Origin of the sequence: Pigmentibacter ruber (assembly GCF_009792895.1) — a bacterium.
Taxonomy (GTDB): Bacteria; Bdellovibrionota_B; Oligoflexia; order Silvanigrellales; family Silvanigrellaceae; genus Silvanigrella; species Silvanigrella rubra.
Genome location: NZ_WSSC01000001.1, coordinates 298,003 through 317,624, shown reverse-complemented (window position 1 = coordinate 317,624; position 19,622 = coordinate 298,003). Strand labels below are relative to the sequence as shown.

19 protein-coding genes and 1 pseudogene are annotated in these 19,622 nt (G+C 31.2%); 11 read left to right on the top strand and 9 right to left on the bottom strand.

Features of this window, described 5'->3' with window-relative positions; genetic code table 11:
• Positions 1 to 38: 38 nt before the first annotated feature.
• Positions 39 to 173, top strand: a complete 135-nt coding sequence (locus tag GOY08_RS15590) for a hypothetical protein (RefSeq protein ID WP_268892485.1) — start codon at positions 39 to 41, stop codon at positions 171 to 173.
• A 145-nt stretch (positions 174 to 318) separates the two neighbouring features.
• Here GOY08_RS15590 and GOY08_RS01385 read toward each other — a convergent pair whose 3' ends face one another.
• The 6 genes from GOY08_RS01385 to acpP form a co-directional block, all read right to left on the bottom strand.
• Positions 319 to 1,956: a hypothetical protein gene (locus GOY08_RS01385; protein WP_158996771.1), complete on the bottom strand. Its 1,638-nt coding sequence runs from the start codon at positions 1,954 to 1,956 to the stop codon at positions 319 to 321.
• Between the two features lie 32 nt (positions 1,957 to 1,988).
• On the bottom strand, positions 1,989 to 2,636 hold the full coding sequence (locus tag GOY08_RS01380) for a riboflavin synthase (protein WP_158996770.1): 648 nt from the start codon (positions 2,634 to 2,636) through the stop codon (positions 1,989 to 1,991).
• A gap of 46 nt (positions 2,637 to 2,682) precedes the next feature.
• Complete coding sequence (nrdR, locus tag GOY08_RS01375; protein ID WP_158996769.1) at positions 2,683 to 3,180, bottom strand: transcriptional regulator NrdR; 498 nt, start codon at positions 3,178 to 3,180, stop codon at positions 2,683 to 2,685.
• A 7-nt stretch (positions 3,181 to 3,187) separates the two neighbouring features.
• Entirely contained in the window at positions 3,188 to 4,480 is a 1,293-nt protein-coding gene (locus GOY08_RS01370) for a serine hydroxymethyltransferase (protein ID WP_158996768.1), read from the bottom strand.
• Positions 4,477 to 4,932, bottom strand: coding sequence for a ribose 5-phosphate isomerase B (gene rpiB, locus GOY08_RS01365; RefSeq protein WP_158996767.1), 456 nt, complete (start codon positions 4,930 to 4,932; stop codon positions 4,477 to 4,479). The genes GOY08_RS01370 and rpiB overlap by 4 nt, the downstream gene beginning before the upstream one ends.
• 97 nt (positions 4,933 to 5,029) lie before the next feature.
• On the bottom strand, positions 5,030 to 5,281 hold the full coding sequence (gene acpP, locus GOY08_RS01360; RefSeq protein ID WP_280589996.1) for an acyl carrier protein: 252 nt from the start codon (positions 5,279 to 5,281) through the stop codon (positions 5,030 to 5,032).
• A gap of 206 nt (positions 5,282 to 5,487) precedes the next feature.
• Between acpP and GOY08_RS01355 the strand changes: the two genes are divergently transcribed.
• Together GOY08_RS01355 and GOY08_RS15700 are read left to right on the top strand one after the other, a co-directional pair.
• On the top strand, positions 5,488 to 6,636 hold the full coding sequence (locus GOY08_RS01355) for a glycerate kinase (protein ID WP_158996766.1): 1,149 nt from the start codon (positions 5,488 to 5,490) through the stop codon (positions 6,634 to 6,636).
• 215 nt (positions 6,637 to 6,851) lie between these two features.
• Positions 6,852 to 7,130, top strand: a pseudogene (locus GOY08_RS15700) (alpha/beta hydrolase fold domain-containing protein); the annotation flags it as partial.
• Positions 7,131 to 7,206: 76 nt separating this feature from the next.
• On the opposite strand, the gene GOY08_RS01345 reads toward GOY08_RS15700, so the two are convergent.
• From GOY08_RS01345 to GOY08_RS01335, 3 genes are read right to left on the bottom strand one after another with little or no spacing between them, the layout of a single operon-like run.
• Positions 7,207 to 7,455 carry a hypothetical protein gene (locus tag GOY08_RS01345; protein ID WP_158996765.1) on the bottom strand — a complete coding sequence of 83 codons (249 nt, stop codon included), beginning with the start codon at positions 7,453 to 7,455 and terminating at the stop codon, positions 7,207 to 7,209.
• The gene (lepB, locus tag GOY08_RS01340) at positions 7,410 to 8,099 is read right to left on the bottom strand and encodes a signal peptidase I (RefSeq protein WP_158996764.1); all 690 of its coding nucleotides are present in this window, start codon (positions 8,097 to 8,099) and stop codon (positions 7,410 to 7,412) included. Before lepB ends, GOY08_RS01345 begins: the two co-directional genes overlap by 46 nt.
• Before the next feature lie 22 nt (positions 8,100 to 8,121).
• Positions 8,122 to 8,379: a hypothetical protein gene (locus tag GOY08_RS01335; protein ID WP_158996763.1), complete on the bottom strand. Its 258-nt coding sequence runs from the start codon at positions 8,377 to 8,379 to the stop codon at positions 8,122 to 8,124.
• Between the two features lie 293 nt (positions 8,380 to 8,672).
• Here GOY08_RS01335 and GOY08_RS01330 point away from each other — a divergent pair, with 293 nt between their 5' ends.
• From GOY08_RS01330 to GOY08_RS01295, 8 genes are all read left to right on the top strand, one after another.
• A complete protein-coding gene (locus tag GOY08_RS01330; RefSeq protein ID WP_158996762.1) occupies positions 8,673 to 10,316 on the top strand; it encodes a DEAD/DEAH box helicase in 1,644 nt (547 codons plus the stop codon).
• Positions 10,317 to 10,443: 127 nt separating this feature from the next.
• Positions 10,444 to 11,142, top strand: a complete 699-nt coding sequence (ung, locus tag GOY08_RS01325; protein ID WP_235899645.1) for a uracil-DNA glycosylase — start codon at positions 10,444 to 10,446, stop codon at positions 11,140 to 11,142.
• 21 nt (positions 11,143 to 11,163) lie between these two features.
• Positions 11,164 to 12,885: an NAD-dependent malic enzyme gene (locus GOY08_RS01320; protein ID WP_158996761.1), complete on the top strand. Its 1,722-nt coding sequence runs from the start codon at positions 11,164 to 11,166 to the stop codon at positions 12,883 to 12,885.
• A gap of 84 nt (positions 12,886 to 12,969) precedes the next feature.
• On the top strand, positions 12,970 to 13,653 hold the full coding sequence (locus tag GOY08_RS01315) for a hypothetical protein (RefSeq protein WP_158996760.1): 684 nt from the start codon (positions 12,970 to 12,972) through the stop codon (positions 13,651 to 13,653).
• 14 nt (positions 13,654 to 13,667) lie between these two features.
• Positions 13,668 to 14,597, top strand: a complete 930-nt coding sequence (locus GOY08_RS01310; RefSeq protein WP_158996759.1) for a bis-aminopropyl spermidine synthase family protein — start codon at positions 13,668 to 13,670, stop codon at positions 14,595 to 14,597.
• Positions 14,598 to 14,716: 119 nt separating this feature from the next.
• Complete coding sequence (locus GOY08_RS01305; protein WP_158996758.1) at positions 14,717 to 15,913, top strand: glycosyltransferase; 1,197 nt, start codon at positions 14,717 to 14,719, stop codon at positions 15,911 to 15,913.
• 1 nt (position 15,914) lies between these two features.
• Positions 15,915 to 17,867, top strand: a complete 1,953-nt coding sequence (locus tag GOY08_RS01300) for an O-antigen ligase family protein (protein WP_158996757.1) — start codon at positions 15,915 to 15,917, stop codon at positions 17,865 to 17,867.
• Positions 17,868 to 17,885: 18 nt separating this feature from the next.
• Entirely contained in the window at positions 17,886 to 19,622 is a 1,737-nt protein-coding gene (locus GOY08_RS01295) for an ATP-binding cassette domain-containing protein (protein WP_158996756.1), read from the top strand.

The following is a 19,622-nucleotide window of genomic DNA, read 5'->3' as shown; positions in this document are numbered from 1 at the left end:
CTTAAATAATAATAACTTGAATAAATGAAAGGAATACTATGGGACAAAATCACTTAGAAGAATTTCGCGGTTTAGGTTTAAAAAATGGGACAGAGACTTCATTTACTATTGAAACTATAGAGAAGTTAAAAGAACTTGGTTTTGAAATAGATGATGAATCTGAATCTAAATAAATATAGACAATAACTTATTGCAAAAGAGACTGATACTAAAACTTTAGTTTCAGTCTCTTCTATTAACCAAAAAACAATTTAAAAACTGTTTATTATTTTTTGATTTTATTAGATTTATATTTAAAAATTCAATTTTAAATATAAATTATTTCAAAATTTTGTTACTTTTACGTTTTAAAATAGGAGTCATATAAAGTCTAAATTGTTCAGGGTTCATTCCCGCTCTTTCCCGCTCAAATGCTTTTTTTTGCAAAGGTTTAAGAGATTCATAAAATTCTGAAACTAAGACGATAAAGTCATCGTCAGATAAAGTTTCTTTAATAGACATTTCTTTCTTTTTAACTATCTCTTTTTTCTTAGTTACCTTTTCAATTTTTTCTAAATCGTTTTTTTTATTCTCAATTATTTCAACATCTACATTTTTTTTATATTCTGAGGAATCAAACAAGGTTTCAACAGGAATTCTTTTATTAACCGTTTTTTTCACTACTGTTTCTTTTTTTAGTTCAATTTTTCTCTCTAGTTTATCTAATTTTTCCTGCTTTAAAGCTTTTTCTTTCCTAATTTTTGTCAATTGATCAGGAGGTGGTTCTGGAAATAAAGTTTCAGATTTTCTAGCTTTATATAAAGAATTTATAGTTTTTGCAGCATGTAAATTTTCTTCATGTGTAAGACTCATAAGTTTTTCACTTATTGCTTGTTCTAACTCAAAAGCTTCTTTTGCTTGTTCAGACATTTGCCAACAGTATACGATTGAGCTGGCTTTTGATTCTGATGAATTGCTAGAATTATCTAACATTTTATTTTTTAGCTCAGAAAGTTTGATATTTGGAGGAGCAATATTCCACCCTAAAACTCCATGATCATACAAAGATGGCACACTAGCAAGGATTTCTTTATGAAAACTACTAATATTTTTTGTATCAATAGGAATGGAACCCCAATTACTTATATTAAATTCTATCCCTTCTTGTTTTGAATATTCAAGAAAAAGATAATTTAATATTTTTTTAATACTTGCCTTACGCCCCATAGATTGAATTACAACTGGATTTATACTTATGAATGAAGCTTTCAACGAGTTACTATTAAAATTAGCCTTTTCCATTAAGTATAAAGTTTGTATGGGTTGCGAGAGGGTCATTGATAGCCAAATACCATCTACATCATTTTCAACCTGAGCATGTCTAATAAAAGAAAAACTGCCTGACTTTGCCAAACTTATTTGTTTATTTTTTTTAGCATGCTTTACTTCAAATAAATTATAAGGAGTTACCCAAATTTCTTCTAGCTGCTTGCAGGCTTCAAGCACATCCTTTTGTGTACCGGATAGATACTTATTTATCTGAAACTTAAGTGTTAAATCGTCTTTTTTCAAAGAAAAGATTTTTGACAAGGCTTCATGCCAAATGCCAAATAATAGCACTATATTTTTCGCATTTATTTTGGAGGGAGCTGTTACGACCTTCCCAAGACGTTTAGCTACAAGTGAATCAAACCATGCTTCTTTTGTACCTAAACTCAATAAAAGACCTTCAACCCACCAAGCAGGTGCAAGTAATCTTTTTTTTAACGCATATATTTTAGAATCAGAAATTAATTGTGAATCATCATTAAACTTCACAACTTGAGTTTCTGTACACTCTTCTTTAATCATTTGCGGCAAAACTTTTACCTGTTTCAAATGCGTTTTACCAGACTCAGCATAGAATACTTTTTTGAATTCCGGAGTTAGGCGAGAGGAATGAACCGCAACACTATTTTTTTGCAGATCAAAAGACATAGGTTTACTATTTTCCCAAATTGTTGAAGCCGTTATTTACGTGCTTGAATATAACCTGGTAACATATTTTTCACAACAGAAGCAATAGTCTTAACAGTTTGATCAAATTCAATTTCTATCTCCATATCTGCCTTATATTCTTGCAAAATAGTGTTGCTATATGTATGAGGAATAATCATTATTTCTATTTCAGAATCTCCAGCAGGTAAGCCATTTATATTTGCAATGGTCAGACTAATTCCAGCCACAGCAATACTGCCTTTTAAAATCACCCAATGCGAAAATTCTTGTGGAATATTAATTTTAAGTTTCCAAAATTCATCATCATATTTTTCAAAGAATGTAATCTTACAAAGAGCATCGACATGACCAGAAACATGATGCCCACCTAGTGAATCACCAAGAAGCAAGGCTGGCTCCAAATTTAAAGACGAACCAATTTCTAACTTTCCTAAATTTGTGAGAGCGAGGCTTTGGTATCCAACATCGACAGTAAAGTAACTTGTATTATTTTTTGAATAAGACTCAATCACCGTTAAACAACATCCGTTACAAGCGACACTCGCCCCTTGAGCAAAAAAAGACATCTGCAAACTAGATGAAATAGTTAGTTTTAATGAGTTTTCACTTTTAAAAAGAAATTCTACTTTTCCCAAATCCCGGATAATTCCAGTAAACATAAAAACTCCAAATTTTTTAAAACCATGTACAATTAAAATATTCAGTTCAATTTTCTTTTTCAAGATCAATTTTAAAATTATTCTTATTTTGTGCTTTTTCAGTTAACATTTTTAATTCGCAAACAAAGTCCTCTGGACTGGAAAATGCTCGATATACCGAGGCGAATCTTACGTAAGCAACAGGATCCAGTTTTAACAAAGCTTCTAAAACAAGCTCACCTATTTTGTATGAAGTCACTTCTCTTTCTTCAAATGAATGGCATGTGCTCTCTACCCAATCAGAGATAACATCTAAACTTTTTGAACTAACAGAACGCTTTTGACAAGCAATGCTCATACTCTTTAGAAGCTTTTCGCGATTAAAAAGCTCCCTTGTTCCATCTCTTTTTATAACATACAAAGGCTGTTCTTCAGAACGTTCAAATGTAGTGAAACGATATCCACAAGAGACGCATTCTCTTCGTCTTCTTACCGTTCTTCCATCCCGACTTTCTCTGCTTTCTAAAACTTTGCTTTCAGGATTTTGGCACTGAAGACACTTCATAGAGTAATTATCCTAAATGAGGAGAAACATAACCCTTATGTTGAAGAGAATCACTGTAAAGAGGATACTTTTTACATAGGCCAGTAACCATTTCTTTTGCTTTATCTAATAATGAATCATCATTTTTTAAAGCGTAAGCAATTGCTGTTCCTAATATTCTCATATCTTCTGCAACTAACCCTCTTGTAGTAACAGCAGGTGTTCCAATTCGAATACCGCTAGTAACCATAGGTTTGCGAGGATCATTGGGTACACTATTTTTATTTACCGTTAAATCAATTTTTGCAAGTCTCTCTTCAGCATCTTTTCCACTCAGTGGAGAATTTTTTAAATTAATAAGTATTAAATGGTTATCTGTACCACCAGAAACAAGTTCGACCCCATTTTCAAGTAGTGTATCAGCAAGAACTCTTGCATTTACAACAATTTGTTCAGCATATAATTTAAATGCAGGATTTAAAGCTTCTCCAAACGCTACTGCTTTTGCACCTATTACATGCATTAGAGGACCACCCTGCAACCCTGGGAAAATAGCCTTATCAATTGCTTTTGCAAAAGATTCTTTACAAAGTATAACTCCGCCTCTTGGTCCACGTAAGGTTTTATGTGTTGTTGTCGTTACAAAATCAGCAAAAGGAATAGGACTTTGGTGTTGTCCCCCTGCCACTAATCCAGCAATATGTGCCATATCTACCATAAATAATGCGCCAACTTCGTCAGCAATTTTTTTAAACTTCGCAAAATCAATTGCTCTAGGATAAGCACTCGCACCAGCTATTATTAATTTCGGTTTACATTCATGCGCTTTTTTAGCTACGTCTTCATAGTTAATATACCCGTTCTCATCTACCCCATATGCTTCTGCTTTATAATACATACCAGAAATATTTACTGGAGATCCGTGAGTTAAATGTCCACCATGAGATAAATTCATTCCTAAGAATGTGTCACCCGGCTTTAACACTGCTAAAAAAACTGCTTGGTTTGCTTGTGCTCCACTATGCGGTTGAACATTAGCATGCTCAGCTCCATAGATTTTTTTGATTCTATCAATGGCAATTTGTTCAACTTCATCATTAAATTCACAACCACCATAATATCTTCTTCCAGGATAACCTTCTGCATATTTGTTAGACAAAACGCTACTCAACGCAGCTAAAACGGCTGGACTGGCAACATTTTCTGATGCTATAAGTTCCAAACCATCATTCAAACGTTGACTCTCTTTTCCAAAAAGTTTTGCAATTTCTGGATCAGAGTTTATTAGTTCAGCTCGTTCTAAAGAGAGAAATTGATTCATTGAGATAGCCTCTTTTCTATTGCACTTACTTTACTGATACGACTTCTATGGCGACCTTCTTCACATTCTGTTGCCAGCCAAATTTTAACAAAGTCGATTGCTCTTTGATAATTTACTATTCTGGATCCTAAACACATAACATTAGAATCATTATGTGCTCTACTCATACGTGCTGTAAACTCATCATTGACAACAGCCGCTCTCACACCTGGAAATTTATTTGCCGTAATACACATTCCAATGCCGGTACCACAGATTAAAATTCCACGATCGCATCGACCACTTGAAACTTCAGAAGCCACAATATCCGCATAATCTGGATAATCAACAGAAGCAGAAGAATCTGCAGCTACTCCATAATCAAGAACTTGATGATTAGTGAGAGTCAAGAAATCAATTACATAACTTTTAAGTTCTCTACCAGCATGATCTGCCGCAATAGCTATTTTCATGTTCTTTCCTTTTTCTCTAAATAATTAAGCCAAGAAAATTAGATTTTAAAAACAAAAAAAAAGGCACCAAATAGGTGCCTTTTTTTAGACTTTGCTTTTATAGCTTTGCCACGATAAATTTCACAGCATCGCCAACAGTTTTTAGGCGCTCGGATTCTTCATCAGAAATATTTACACCAAACACTTCTTCAATTTCCATAAGAAGCTCAACGATGTCTAGGGAGTCAGCACCAAGATCTTCTTGAAAGCGAGAAGCTGTAGTTATATTTTTTTCCTCTATATTCAACTTTTCTGCTACGATCTTAATTAACTTCATTTCCATTTGCTTTGCATCAAGCTGCGTATCCATTGTATTACCCCAAAAGAAGAATTTAATCTAAAAAAGAGGAAACTTGTTATGATATTAACAAATACCTCTGCTAAGGCTTCTTTAACAAAGAGGAATGATAAAAGCAATGCACAATTTAGAGTAACTTTTGAACATCACATTTTTTGTTCTATAGTATATTGAGTTATGAATTCTAAGAATCTATTATTGGGCGTAAGGAGCACATCATGAAAATAGTCTTAGCCTTTGATAAATTCAAAGGAACCTTTACGGCTCGCCAAGTTTGTGAATTAGTTGCTGATGGAATTAGAAACCGAAATCCTAAAATAGAAATCATTCAGCGCCCTATGGCTGATGGCGGTGAGGGAAGCGCTGCTTTAATAGCTGGACATATAGGAATGGAATCTCTTAGAATTGAAGTCTCTGATCTTCTCGGAAGACAAACGGAAGCTAACATTTATTGGCAAAATGCAAGACGACTTGCAGTTCTTGAGTCTGCAGAAGTCTTAGGAAATTCTAAATCTCTTGCGACAGAAGAAGTGTTACTTGAATCAAATACATGGGGATTTGGCCGATTATTGCAAAAAACTTTTCCCTTAAGACCTCTAGAAGTTTGGTTATGCATAGGTGGCACTTTGACCGCTGATGCCGGCTGGGGAATAGCTAGTGCATTTGGTTTGTCAGCATATGATGAGCAGGGAAACAGGCTTAGACCTTGTATAAGCAATATGTCCAAAATTCGTTCATTTAAAAAAGAAGAACTTCCTGAATATGTAAAAAAATGTAGAATTCATGCATTATGTGATGTTAATGCCCCTGCTAAAGGACCTGGAGTTACATTAAGCTCATTTTTAAAGCAAAAAGGAGCTAGAGATTCTTCAATTCCTTATATTGAAAAACAAATTTATCACTTTTGGAATGTACTCAAACATGATTGTCCGCATATTCCTAAATTAGAAGATGCTTTTACAGGAGCAGGTGGGGGAATTTGTATAGGAATGTCAGCTGTATTTCCAAATTTAAAAATAGAAATGGGTTCAAAGAAAATAGCGAAAGCAATTGCCCTTGCCCCAAGCTTCTCTGGTTCAGACTTAATTGTTTGTGGTGAAGGCAGTTTGGATGACTTAACTTTATACGGAAAAGCAGTGAGTACAGTTTCTCAACTGGCTTTAAAAAATGATCATAAACTGATTGGTATTTTTGGCAACGTAACAAAAAATAAACTTGAACTTAAATCTAAATTAGGATTGGCAGAAATAATAACTATTGTAGAAGATGGACATAGCGGTTTCACTGCAAATGAATTAATGAAAAATTCTAAGATAAAATTATATCATATAGGCCAAGAAATAGCTGATAAACTGAATTATAAATAATTGGTAAAAAAATATTTGACAATAATTTAATCCTTTCAAATTCAAGATGCAAGAAAAGCTTTTACTGGTTTTCAAGATATGCCAAACATATTAAATACAAAAGATAAAATTTTTTAACTGAAAAACTTATTTCTATAAATAATGAAAATAAAGTCAAAGTAAAAAATTATTCGTCCTGAAAACTCAAAAAAGTTCTTCCTGCATTTGTTTATTTTCATGTTGGAGGTTGGGTATTTGGCGAATTTAAAGGTTATGAAAGATTTATAATAGACCTTGTAAAAAATTCTGAAGCTGTTGGTATTTTTGTTGAATACTCTTTATCACCAGAAGCAAAATTTGGTATTGATATTGATATTGATATTGATATTGATATTGATATTGATATTGAAGAAGCTTATGAAGTTTATGCCTTTGAGACAGAATCTTATCAAAAATATTCATCTGGGTATTTATTGACAAAAGAATTAATACAATGGTTTTGGAATAATTATTAAGATAATTCAGAAAAATTAAAGAGTTTATACGCATCTCCATTACGGGCAAGTAGTAAAGAACTAGAAAATTTACCATTTACATTAATTCAAGCAGCAGAATTTGATTTTTAAGAGATGAAGGCGAGAAATATGAAAGAAAATTAAATTCAGCTAAAGTTCCTGTTGTTACATTTAGATATAATGGAATGATCTTAAATGCTTTGAAAAATATTCCAAGCGCAAATTCAGCACATATACATGGTGCATCAGTATTAAAGAAACACTTGAATTGATTTTCATTCACTGTAATTTGAGAAAAAAACGATCTTTTCTGAAATGAGGCCACATCCCTTTGTCGCCTGTAGAATACGAAATAAGAAAGGCTTTGCCGTAAATATTTTTTTCATCAATCATACCCCAAAATCGACTATCAAAAGAATTATCTCGATTATCTCCAAGAAAAAATAATTTTCCTGGTGGTACAATCCAAGTCTTCTTTTCCATAAATGTCACACCCTCATTTTTTTTCTTTAAAATTAAAAATGATTTTTGGGATAAGTTTGTTTCTTTAATTAGATTATAATCATTAAAATCATCAGCACTACCAGTATCAGTTAGAATTTCTCGATTATTTTCTATTGTTTCCTGAACGGGAATTCCATTAACTTGTAATATTCCTTTAATAAATTCAACTTTATCATTTTCTACCGCAACGATTCTTTTAATTAAAACTTGCCCTCCCTCTTGGGGAGGGCCTTGAAACACAACAATTTCTCCACGCTGTGGTTTGACCCAACTAAATAAGCGTGTTTCCATAAACGGAAGCATGAATCCATAAGCCATTTTATTAACAACAACATGGTCGCCAATTTTTAAGGTAGGAAGCATCGAACCTGAGGGTATAACGTACCAATTTATAAAAGAAGAACGAAAGACAAAGATACAAATCAGAATTATAAATATTTCTTTGAAATCTTTGATATATTTCACTCTAGTTTCGCCAAGGTAAAAGTTATTCTCTGGATTTTAGTTTATCTTCATTATCTTTAATAAAATTACGGATTTCGTCTTGCTTGTCTAGTAAACGAACCCATTGTTCTTTGTACAGCGTTACTGGAAAACGCCCTAGACCATAAACAGATAGTCCTCCCTTTTCAGCTACTTTAAAACTTATTTCTCTGGAAGAAGCTCCTTTTTTTTCGCTTTTTAATGCAGCATTTTCAGCTCTTAATCTTTCAAGCTCAACTCTCAAATCTTCTTGACTTTGCATAACATTTACCCCTTGATAGGAAGACGTTCAAAAACCTAGTTAACATACCATTAGTGAATAATAAAAAAAACCCTCTTGACACCATTAGTATAATACAGTTTAAGGGACTGCTGGCATGGGTTCAGAAAGACTAACTCTTTTGTTGCAAAATGCATTAATAATATTGCTACACTTGCAACCTACTAAAACGCTTGTACTTTTTAAGCTTTGAATGATTCTTTCTCAATTCTCGCCTGAGTGTAATTAGCTTTAAGTAGCTAACCCCTTCTTATCCTTACTTTTTTGGGAAGCAAATGACAAATACCAATACACCCACAGCAGAAGAGTCTTCTATTTTTAACCTATTGCCAGAAGTAGTACGTAAAAACCTTGAATCTCAAGGAATTACTAAGCCTACTCCTATTCAACAAGCGACATATGAACCTGTTCTACAAGGAAAAGATGTTATTGCTCAAAGCCGCACTGGCTCTGGCAAAACCCTTGCCTTTGGATTACCCGCTTTTTCTCGTCTGCAAAAACCACAGACTGGTGGGAAGCCAAGAATTCTTGTTCTTACTCCTACTCGTGAACTTGCTCAACAAGTTGCAGATGTATTCGAAACAAACTTCAAACCCCTAGGATTTAAAGTTTTAGCGGTAACAGGCGGTAAAAGCTACAGATTTCAAACTTCTGTTATCCAAAGAGGCGTAGACGCCATTGTTGCTACTCCAGGTCGTCTGAACGATTTATTAGAACAAGGTATTGTAAGCCTTACAGGCGTTGAAATCCTTGTTTTAGACGAAATGGATGAAATGCTAGATTTTGGTTTTGCTGAAGATATTATAAAAATTAAAACAGCAATTGGAAAAAAAGCTCAAACTCTTTTATTTTCAGCTACTTTCCCACCAAAAGTAACTAATATAGCTAGACAAATGGTTTCTAATCCATTTGAAGTTAAAGTTGCTAGCACTGATACTAGTACCGGACAAATAGATCATGGTTTTATTGAAGTAAAAATGGGTAGAAACCTTGATGCCTTACTTGGACTTCTTATTTATCATGATCCTGAGCATGCAATTATCTTTTGCAAAACAAGAGAAGAAACACGCAATATCCATAATGCCTTGCTTGAAAGAGGTTTTGCCGCTGGTGTTTTAAATGGTGAAATGACACAAAATGACCGTAGCTTGACTATGGATCGTTTTAAAAACAGACAACTTAGAATATTAGTTGCAACTGATGTTGCTGCTCGCGGTATAGATATTTCTGGTTTATCGCACGTCATAAATTATACAGTACCAACCAACGTGGAAACTTATACACACCGCGCGGGTCGCACAGGAAGAGCTGGGGCTACAGGAAAAGCATGGACTATTATTACCCATGTTGAACGTAGAGAATTTCAGTTTGTATGCAGCAAAATTAAAATCAATCCGGTACGTTTAGAATTGCCTAGCGCAAAGAAAATTGCGACTCAATTCTTTAATAATATGCTCTTTCGTATAAACGAAGACTCGGTTGTTATTCCTGATTATATTCACCAATCAGTTAACCAAGTTCTCGAAAGTCTTGAAGAAAACAAATTAAAAGAAGTATTATCAACACTACTAAAATCAGAAGCAGCTAGACAACTTGGAAAAAGCCTACAGGTTGAAGATATCGCTCCTACATTTAAAACTGAGTTTGGTGCTAACGTTGAAGCTCCTAAATTTGGTGGTGATAGAAATCGCTCTGGAAGAGGTGGTTTTGGACGCAATGACAGAGGATCCAGAGGTTCAAGCAAATCAAATGGTCGTCCTTCTGAAAGAGGTGGTAGATTTGGGAATGGCTCTGGACGTTTTGGCGATCAAAAAAAATCAGGTGGTCATAAACCAGAAAGACAAAATGGATTTGGTGGCCGTGGTGCTATAAAAAAATCAGCTGACTCAGGGAATAAAAGAAGTTATCCAATAGCTTAAAATATTGTCTTCCTTTTCTTGGAAAAATCTCATTTTGTTGAGTATATAAACAGAATGAATGTAAGCTTGGGGCTCATTATAAAAAGTTTTCATTTATAATGAGCCCTAAATTATTGGAGATTTCCTTGTGAATGAAAACCAAATTGAAACTAAAAAAGACCTTAGCTTTCTTGCGGATGGCTGGAGGTCTTTACTTTTAGATGAGTTTTCAAAACCTTATATTGAAAATATTAGGCAACTTCTGCGCAGTGAAACTAGTCAAGGTTTTGAATATTTTCCACCAAAAGAAAAAATATTTAGAGCTTTAAAACTTGTAGATTATTGTGAAACTAAAGTCGTAATAATTGGTCAAGACCCATATCATGGCAAAGGACAAGCTAATGGTCTTGCTTTTGCAGTTGAAAAAGGTGTGACTCTTCCACCATCACTAAATAATATATTTAAAGAGATTCAATCTGACATAGGAAAACGTCCAACCGATTCTTGTCTTGAACATTGGGCTAAACAAGGTGTTTTATTATTAAATACTGTTCTAACAGTTAGAGCAAACCAAGCCTTTTCCCACAGAGAAAAAGGTTGGGAAGTATTTACCGATAAAATTATTTCCCTTTTAAATGAAAAAAACTCACCTATTATCTTTCTATTATGGGGTTCAGCAGCTCAAGCAAAAGAAAAAATGATCACAAATAAAATTCATAAAATTTTAAAGTCGGCACATCCTTCCCCGTTATCGGCGCATAGAGGTTTTTTTGGCTGTAAACATTTTTCAACAGTTAATGAAATTTTACGTTCCTTGGGTCAAAATGAGATTAGCTGGACAACTTAGCAGTTTTAACGGAGACTTTGTATGTTTAAAGAAAAAAAGAATAATTTTGATGGGAAAAAATACTATGAAGTTTCCATTAGTGGTAAACAATTATTATTAAATTCTTTTTTAAATAAAGACACAGCTTTTACTCTTGAAGAGAGAAGAGAATTTAAATTAGATGGTCTTATCCCTAATGTCGTAGAAACTTTGGATGAACAGGTAGTTCGAGTTTATGGTCAATATTTAAAAAAAGAAACTGATATTGAAAGAAATATCTTTCTTACACAATTGTATGATAGAAATGAAACTTTATTTTTTCGTTTATTGCAAGAACATTTAATTGAAATGGTTCCTGTTTTTTATACGCCAACTGTTGGAGATGTTGTTCAACAATTCAATCAAAATTTTAGAAGACCTAGAGGGCTATTTATATCTTATCCACAAATGTCTCAAATTGAAGATATACTTAATAATATTCCAGATGCTTATGATGTCCGCGCTGTATGTGTAACAGATTCTGAAGCTATTTTAGGAATAGGAGATCAAGGTGTAGGTGGAATTGTAATTTCTATAGCTAAACTAGCTATGTATACTTTATGTGCTGGTTTTCATCCTACTAAAGTTTTACCAATAGTCCTTGATGTAGGAACAAACAACAAAGAACTTTTACAAAATCCTCTTTATCTTGGTTGGCGACATGAACGCATTAGAGGTGAACAATACGACGATTTTATTGATGCATTTGTTTCAGCATTGCGAAAAAGATTTTCAAATATTTATTTACATTGGGAAGATTTTGGAAGACAAACAGCAAGAAAAAACTTGGATCGTTATAAAGATGAGATGTGCACTTTCAATGATGATATGCAAGGAACTGCCGCAGTTACTTTAGGTGCAATACTAGCCGGTCTAAAAGTAAATGGTACCAAAATGCGTGATCAAAAAGTCGTGATACATGGTGCTGGTACAGCTGGATGTTGTATAGCTGATCAAATTGTTGCAGCTATGGTGTCGGATGGACTTTCTGAACAAGAAGCTCTATCACGCATGTACTTGATTGACATGCACGGAATGCTCCACGCTAATATGGATCATCTTGAGTATTTTCAAAAAAAATATGCGCAACCCGTAGAAGTATATGAAAACTGGGATAGAGTTAAAGGTAAAATTATTTCTCTTTCTGAAGTTGTAAAAAATGTAAAGCCTACAATTTTAATTGGAACATCTACACAGACTGGTGCTTTTACAGAAGAAATTGTAAAAATGATGGCTTCATATTGTGAACGTCCTATTATTTTTCCATTATCTAATCCAACATCGCGTTGTGAAGCTCTACCCGCAAATTTAATAGAATGGACAAATGGAAAAGTTCTAGTTGCAACTGGCAGTCCATTTCAAGATGTGCGTTACAATGGTAAAGTTTTTCCAATAGGACAATGCAATAATGCATTTGTATTTCCCGGCCTTGGTTTAGGAGTTGTTGCTTCAAAAGCCACTCGTGTTAATAATGAAATGCTAGTTGCTTGCGCTAAAGTAATCAGCGAGTGCGCTCAAATAAATCGAGATCCAAACTTATCTTTACTCCCATCTTTAACAGATATTGCTGAAGTTTCGTATAAAATAGCTCATGCAACTTCTTTAGCTGCACAAAACTCAGGGGTTGCACCAAAAACTTCTGAACAAGAGATTCATGAAAATATTCACGCAAATATTTGGAAAACAGGTTATGTGAAATATATTCATAAAGATTCATCAAACTAATACCAACCTAGCTCACAACCTTTAGCTTTTGTAAAAAAGATGTTAACATCAAATATTACTATACTTTAGAGCTAAAGGTAATGAATGTTCATTGATGTATTATTTATATATTTTGCTGCTGCATTATTAGGAGGACTCGTTTCTACTTCACCTCCGGGTCCTTTAAATATTCAGTTGATAATCCTTTATTTAAAAAAACAAAAGAAAAACTTATTTGCCTTTCAATCGGGAATAATTTTGACTGATGCTATAGTTTGTTTTTTTGCATATTTAATGGCAGATCAAACTGTACATGCTGAATTTATTCTTAATTTTCAAAAAAAACATTCCATTTTTTTGAACATCATATTTATAATATTTATCTTAACTCTTGGATTTACTTTTGTAATTAATTCGAGAAGAAATGCTGTTAATTTAGAAAACAATTTATCATCTACTGATAAAATAATAGTAAGTGAGACAAATCTAATTAGCTCCTTTTTTAAGGGAATAGTTGGAACCTTGACGATACCTTCTTTGCTACCATTCTGGTATCTTTGGTGGATAGGACAAGATATTTCAGATGATTATCCGGTAGAATATTTGATACTACCAATATTTTTGGGAGTTTATATTGGTGACATTGCTATTTTTAAACTATATAGACTCCTTGCCTACGGTCTTAATAAAAAATTTATGCAAATTAAAATTCACAAAATTGAAGCTTTTGTTGGGTATTTACTTATCCTTTCTGCTGCAATATTACTTTTTAAAACAATGTACTTTTAAATTGGAAAAAACCAATGAACTTATCAAATGCATTTTTGGTGTTACTATCGAAAGTTTTAATTATATTTTTTAAAAGTAGGACTATAAAGCATATCCTTAAATTGAGTGTAGAGGAAAAAAAGAAGTTTTTACTCAAAATATTAAATGAAAACCAACGTTATATTGATATAGAAAAAGAAGAATATTCAGATAATAACTCATTAAAATTCATTCAAAATTACAATCAATTACCATGTACGATAGAAACTAGAAAGAAACGCGCTGACTTACTTGAGAAAAACGGTTTTAGAGACAAAGAAGTTTTGTTAATGGGGGACGATGATTTAGTTTCTGTGGAGTTGGCTTTACGAAATTTTAAACATGTAACTGTTTTAGATTGTGATAAAAATCTTTTAAACAAACTAAAAATACTTACTAGTGAAGCAAAGTTTCCAATTAACTTTTTTCATATCGATTTAAATCATGGAATTCCTAATTATTTATATAAGTTATTTGATGTTATTTGTTTTGACCCACCCCAAAATAGCAAAGATTTAGATATCTTTCTCCACTCGACATTTAAAGCAATCAAATATAGCAATTCTTCCTTTTTTATGATGGTCAATTCTTCTGCAATAGGAGAAAAAGAACTATCTAAAATTATAAAATTTATAAATAATAGCGGGTTTTATGAGCATAATAAAATAGAATTCTTCAATTGCTATCCTTTAAATAAAGGACAATCCATTTTATTATCTTTTATTTCCTTCTTTTTTAAATCTATTAAAAAAAATAAAAATTTCATAAATTGTAGATACTATTTTACGGACTGCTATGAATTTAAGTCTACGGTTAATCTTGAAATTAGCAAAGATAACTATGATTTAAAAACTCATGATGAAAATATTTCAAGTAAATATATCAAAGACATATCCATTCCTATTTATACTATTTCTAGACCATAATTTGGCATTCTAGATTCAAAAAATATCTTAAAGGAAATTGCAAAACTTTATTAAAATAAATTACAATCATGAAATTCAATTAGAGTTGCTAATTTAGTTTCTCTAGAAAGGAATATACCTTGAATCAAAATTTAAAATCCATCGCTATCATTGTCCAAAGATGTGGACAACAAATTCAAGCTGGTGCGGAAGTATATGCTTTTAACTTAGCGAAGGCATTAGCAGAAAAAGGTTTGCTTGTAGATGTTCTTACTAGCAAAAGTGACGACTATATAAAATGGAACAATAATTTACCAAATATTGAAGAAGTAAAAACGTCAGGGCTAAGTTTTACCATAAAACGCTTTCCAGTAATTCACTCAAGACAAAGATACTTGTTTGCAATAGTTAAGAGAACAATAAAATATTTAAAAAAAATTAATAACAGTTTATATGCATTATTTGCTCCATTACTTGATTATATTTTTTTAAGGTCGCAAGGGCCTTGGTGTCCAGAACTTTGGAATTACTTAAGAAAAAATCAACAAAAGTATAATTTGCTTATAGTAAAATCATATTTGTATGCTCCAAATGTTTATGCATTAAAAGAAAATATTAAGATTAAGAAATTATTTATTGTTACAGCACATAATGAACCAGAATTTAAATTAGCATTTGTAGATAAAATGTTATCTAGTTCTAATATCTTAGCATTTGTTTCAAAAGCAGAAAAAAGTCTTTGTAATGAAATATGGCCTTTAAGTGCAACTAAGAATTCTATAATTTTACCACCTGGATTTCAAAATTTAAATTTACAAACAGAGCAACAAGTGAGATCAGAAATCATTAAATTAATAAATTCTGATTTTTTTCTATACCTAGGCAGAATTGATAAAAATAAAAATATTGATTTTATTTTAAATCATACTCCTCATAATTGTTTAGTAGTATTTGCAGGAGATTTAAAATATCAAATACCAAATGACCCAAGATTTATATACATTGGGAGGGTAAATGAAAAAGAAAAAGAGTTGTTACTAAAAAAAGCAATTGCTCTATTAATTGCATCTAGGTATGAAGCTTATTCTATTGTGACAGCTGAAGCCATAAAATTAAACTGTATAGTTTTAGCTCTTAAAGGATGCCCACCTATTGATGAATTAATTAATGAATATGGTGGAATATTGTGTGAAGAACAAGACTTTTCTAATAAAATGTTGTCACTTTTAAATAAAGATAACAGCGGAATTTTTCTTCAAAGCGATAAAATATCTCATGATAAAAGTTGGAGAAAAAATGCTGATATTGTAGAAAATATATTATTAGAAAGAATTTGAAATGAAAATTTATAAGATATCAAATTATTTTCTTCTTTTAAATATTGCTCTTGCTTTTTTATTTATTAGAATTCCATATATCATAAACATTCCAAGCTTAAAATTTTTTATTTTAGGATGTTTTTTTCTTGGTTTTATTTTTGGTCTATATTATTGCATAATTAAATATACAAAATTTTCATTATCTTTGCTTCTATTATTTTTATGCATTTTTTCTCATGCATTTTGTAATTTTTATCAACCATCACTTAGATCTGAAATTTCAATTCAAAATTACTCATTTACAAATATTATCACATCTGACTTTTTATTTACTCAAACCAGACTTTATCTAATGTATTTTATTTTTTTTATTTTTCCTGTTGCTACATTTTTCAATAGCCAGAAAGAATATCTAAATAATAAATATTTAAATTTTTTCTTTATAGAGTTTTTCATTATAGTTATATTAAATTCAATTGTTTCTATTTATCAAAGTACAGTAAATATTCATTTTCTTGCAGAAGAGAGTTTAACATCAATAGAAGCATTTAGAGCTCCTGCTCTTTTAGATGACTCTGGTGTTGCTTCTTTTTTCTTTGCAATCTTCTCAGGAACATTTTTATCTTTTTTCTTTCTATTAAAATCAAGTAAATTTATAAAATATACTCATTTTATTCTTTTTTTATTAACAGCTATTAGTGGAATTTTAAATAATTCAAGATCTTTTTATTTAGGAATATTAGCAATTATATTTTCTATTTTTATCATTAATTTAATCTATTATATTAAAAATTTCAATTTTAAATCCTTTATAAAAATCGCAATTACATATAGTTTCATTACTTTAATTTTATATCTATTTTATACATTTTCAAATACTACTTCAATAGTCAGAATTAAAAATTTTATTCACAATAATACCAACGATTTAAATTTCAACTCTCTATATAGCGCTTTAGATTTTGAAAGATTTAAACATTTAAAAATCCTAATAGAAAATCTAAAAGATCATATTTATACAGGAACTGGAGTTGGTTCTTTCCTAGGGTATATAGATTTTTATAGCAAAAAACTTAACTTTACTAACGTCACACCTGATGTTCCAACAAATTTGCCTTTTGCTCTTCTATCTGAACTAGGAATCATAGTAGGAGGATCAATTCTTCTAATAACGACAATTACTTTTATTATTGGAGCAAGTTATATATTAAAGAACATTGAATATCCTCAAATAAATAATACGAAATTGAATATTATTTTAAATTTCTCTATCCTAGCCAGTATTCCTTTTTTTGTTCTTTCTTTAACATCATATATGCTGTTTGTCCCGAGTCTAGCCTTTATTGCTTGCTTTTTTCTTAGTTCACCAATCCTGATATTGAATAAAAATCAACAACAAAAATTCTTTGCTATTCTATCTTTTTTATTTTTAATTTTAAGTGTGTATTTGGTTAGTATCTGTTTTTATTTAGGATATACATCGTCTTCTATACCACAATTTAAGTGGCTCGAAAGAGGAATTCCTCAATTTCCTGTAACTATTGGTCAGCTTCCACAAACTAGAGGAGACACTAATAGAAAGAGGACGTATTTCTCTTCAATATTATCACCTTCGCAATATTTATTTGTACCTGCCAATGCTGAACAAGGAAGATGGTTGAAAGAAAATACTGAAATTTTGGTGAAATTTCAAAATTTTAGGATATACATTGGTCCAGAAACTCGTCACTTCCCTGTCACTATAAAAGCAATATTTTATTCAAAAAATGGTTTTTCCTCTTCTAAGATTTATAATATAAACGAAGCTGGATGGGTTTATTTATCTCTACCAGATAATTTGGAAATTAAGTCTTGTTTAGAAAATATAGATGAACATTCTTTTTGTTATGTACGAGTCAATGTATCCCCTAGTTGGAAACCAAATTTTCTAAATTCTATTGGATTTTACCTAGAAGATAGATACACTCAATAAGTTAGATCTGGAGACACTTTGAATAAAAAAATAGTTTTACAAAATTCAATAACTTTACTAGGCAAACGGGGTCTAAAGTATTTGTGCTTTGCTATACTTGCGGCTATCGGAATAGCTGTTGTTGAATTAAGTATTTCAATAATTATACAGCTACTACTTGGTAGCTTTAATTTCATTTCGACTCCAAATAAGATATTTAATTATGAAATTCCCAAAATATCCTTAAATAAAGTTACAATATTGCTCTTAGTAGTAGCAATTGTAAGGTTTGCCGTTCAACTTACAACTACACAAACAGCTGCTTTTTTAAAGGACTATATCCTTTTAAAATTAAAAAGAAATTATGTATATAGAATTTTATTTGATGAAAATATTAAAGACAAAAACCCTTCTACAATCAACTTTACCTTAGCTGAAGTTTTTACTAAATCATCAGAATTTGTTTTAAATTTTACACATTTTATTTTTATGTTCATGCAAAGTCTTTTTATATTTTTTCTACTTTTCTTAGTAGCTTGGAAAGAAGCTATAGTAGCAACAACTGGAATAAGTATAATTGGAATAACAATAATATATATAAATAAAAAAGTTTCTTTATTTGCAAAACAAGTGCCCAATGAGCAAAAAATAGTAAATGAAGGCATTGAAAAAATTGCAAGAAACTTTTTGTTTATCAAACTTATGCGAAAAAGAGAAGATGAGTTTAATGTAACCAGTAATGCACTAAAGAACTATTCTACCAAATCCGTAAGTGCAAATTTCTTTAGTAATCTAAGCGCACAAACTGGTCCTTTCTTAGGAATATTTCTTTTAGTTTTTATAATAATCATAAGTTATAGCGTTTGGCATACTAATTCTGTTGTACTTTTATCATTTATTTATTTACTAGCAAGATTTGTACAAAGTCTTTCAATTTTATCTGGTTACTTTGGAAATGCAGTTATTTATTATCCACAGTATAAATTATCATTAGACTCTATTAATTCAGAAGATTTTTTCCATATTTCAAAAGAAAATAATTCAAAAATTAGTTTTTTTGGGCCTATAAAAAATACAAAATCATCAGAAAATCAAAAACAAAATTCTATTACCGTTTCTGATAAAATTGATTCTCCAGATATTACAATCAAGGAAGTAACATTTTCTTATCCAAACTCAAATCCTTTATTTAAAAATCTTAATTTAAATATATCAAAAGGAGCTCAAATAGGATTAATTGGTTCAAGTGGTACTGGAAAGTCAACTATTTTGATGCTTATGACAGGAATATTAAAACCAAATGAAGGAGAAGTTATCATTGGAGGACTTCCTGCTTGGGAATATATTTCAAGAAATGAAACAAGAATTGGATATGTAGGACCTGAACCTTTCTTAATAAAAGGGACTTTAAAAGAAAATTTAAGTTATGGTCTTTCTAGAAAAGTTTCAGATAATGAAATTATAGAAGCGCTTCAACTTGTTTCATTATCTGATATTTTAAATGAAAAAGGTTTGGATTATATGTTAGACGAAAACTTTGCGGGTTTATCAGCTGGACAAAAGCAAAGGATCTGTCTTGCAAGAAGTATTTTGAATAAACCTTCTTTAATGATATTAGACGAAGCAACAGCAAATTTAGATGAAACTAACGAACTATTAATTGCAAAAGTTCTAAGTAACATTAAAAATTCTTGCACAACAATTATAGTATCTCATCGCTATGGAATACTCACATATGCAGATGAAATTATTGATATCAAAAATATAATTAAATAA

Coding starts and splice junctions, on each gene's coding strand:
- GOY08_RS01330 (WP_158996762.1), top strand. CDS start 8,673: ATGACAAATACCAATACACCCACAGCAGAAGAGTCTTCTATTTTTAAC.
- GOY08_RS01385 (WP_158996771.1), bottom strand. CDS start 1,956: ATGTCTTTTGATCTGCAAAAAAATAGTGTTGCGGTTCATTCCTCTCGC.
- GOY08_RS01310 (WP_158996759.1), top strand. CDS start 13,668: ATGAACTTATCAAATGCATTTTTGGTGTTACTATCGAAAGTTTTAATT.
- GOY08_RS01300 (WP_158996757.1), top strand. CDS start 15,915: ATGAAAATTTATAAGATATCAAATTATTTTCTTCTTTTAAATATTGCT.
- GOY08_RS01380 (WP_158996770.1), bottom strand. CDS start 2,636: ATGTTTACTGGAATTATCCGGGATTTGGGAAAAGTAGAATTTCTTTTT.
- acpP (WP_280589996.1), bottom strand. CDS start 5,281: ATGGATACGCAGCTTGATGCAAAGCAAATGGAAATGAAGTTAATTAAG.
- GOY08_RS01370 (WP_158996768.1), bottom strand. CDS start 4,480: ATGAATCAATTTCTCTCTTTAGAACGAGCTGAACTAATAAACTCTGAT.
- GOY08_RS01320 (WP_158996761.1), top strand. CDS start 11,164: ATGTTTAAAGAAAAAAAGAATAATTTTGATGGGAAAAAATACTATGAA.
- GOY08_RS01355 (WP_158996766.1), top strand. CDS start 5,488: ATGAAAATAGTCTTAGCCTTTGATAAATTCAAAGGAACCTTTACGGCT.
- GOY08_RS01315 (WP_158996760.1), top strand. CDS start 12,970: ATGTTCATTGATGTATTATTTATATATTTTGCTGCTGCATTATTAGGA.
- GOY08_RS15590 (WP_268892485.1), top strand. CDS start 39: ATGGGACAAAATCACTTAGAAGAATTTCGCGGTTTAGGTTTAAAAAAT.
- nrdR (WP_158996769.1), bottom strand. CDS start 3,180: ATGAAGTGTCTTCAGTGCCAAAATCCTGAAAGCAAAGTTTTAGAAAGC.
- rpiB (WP_158996767.1), bottom strand. CDS start 4,932: ATGAAAATAGCTATTGCGGCAGATCATGCTGGTAGAGAACTTAAAAGT.
- GOY08_RS01335 (WP_158996763.1), bottom strand. CDS start 8,379: ATGCAAAGTCAAGAAGATTTGAGAGTTGAGCTTGAAAGATTAAGAGCT.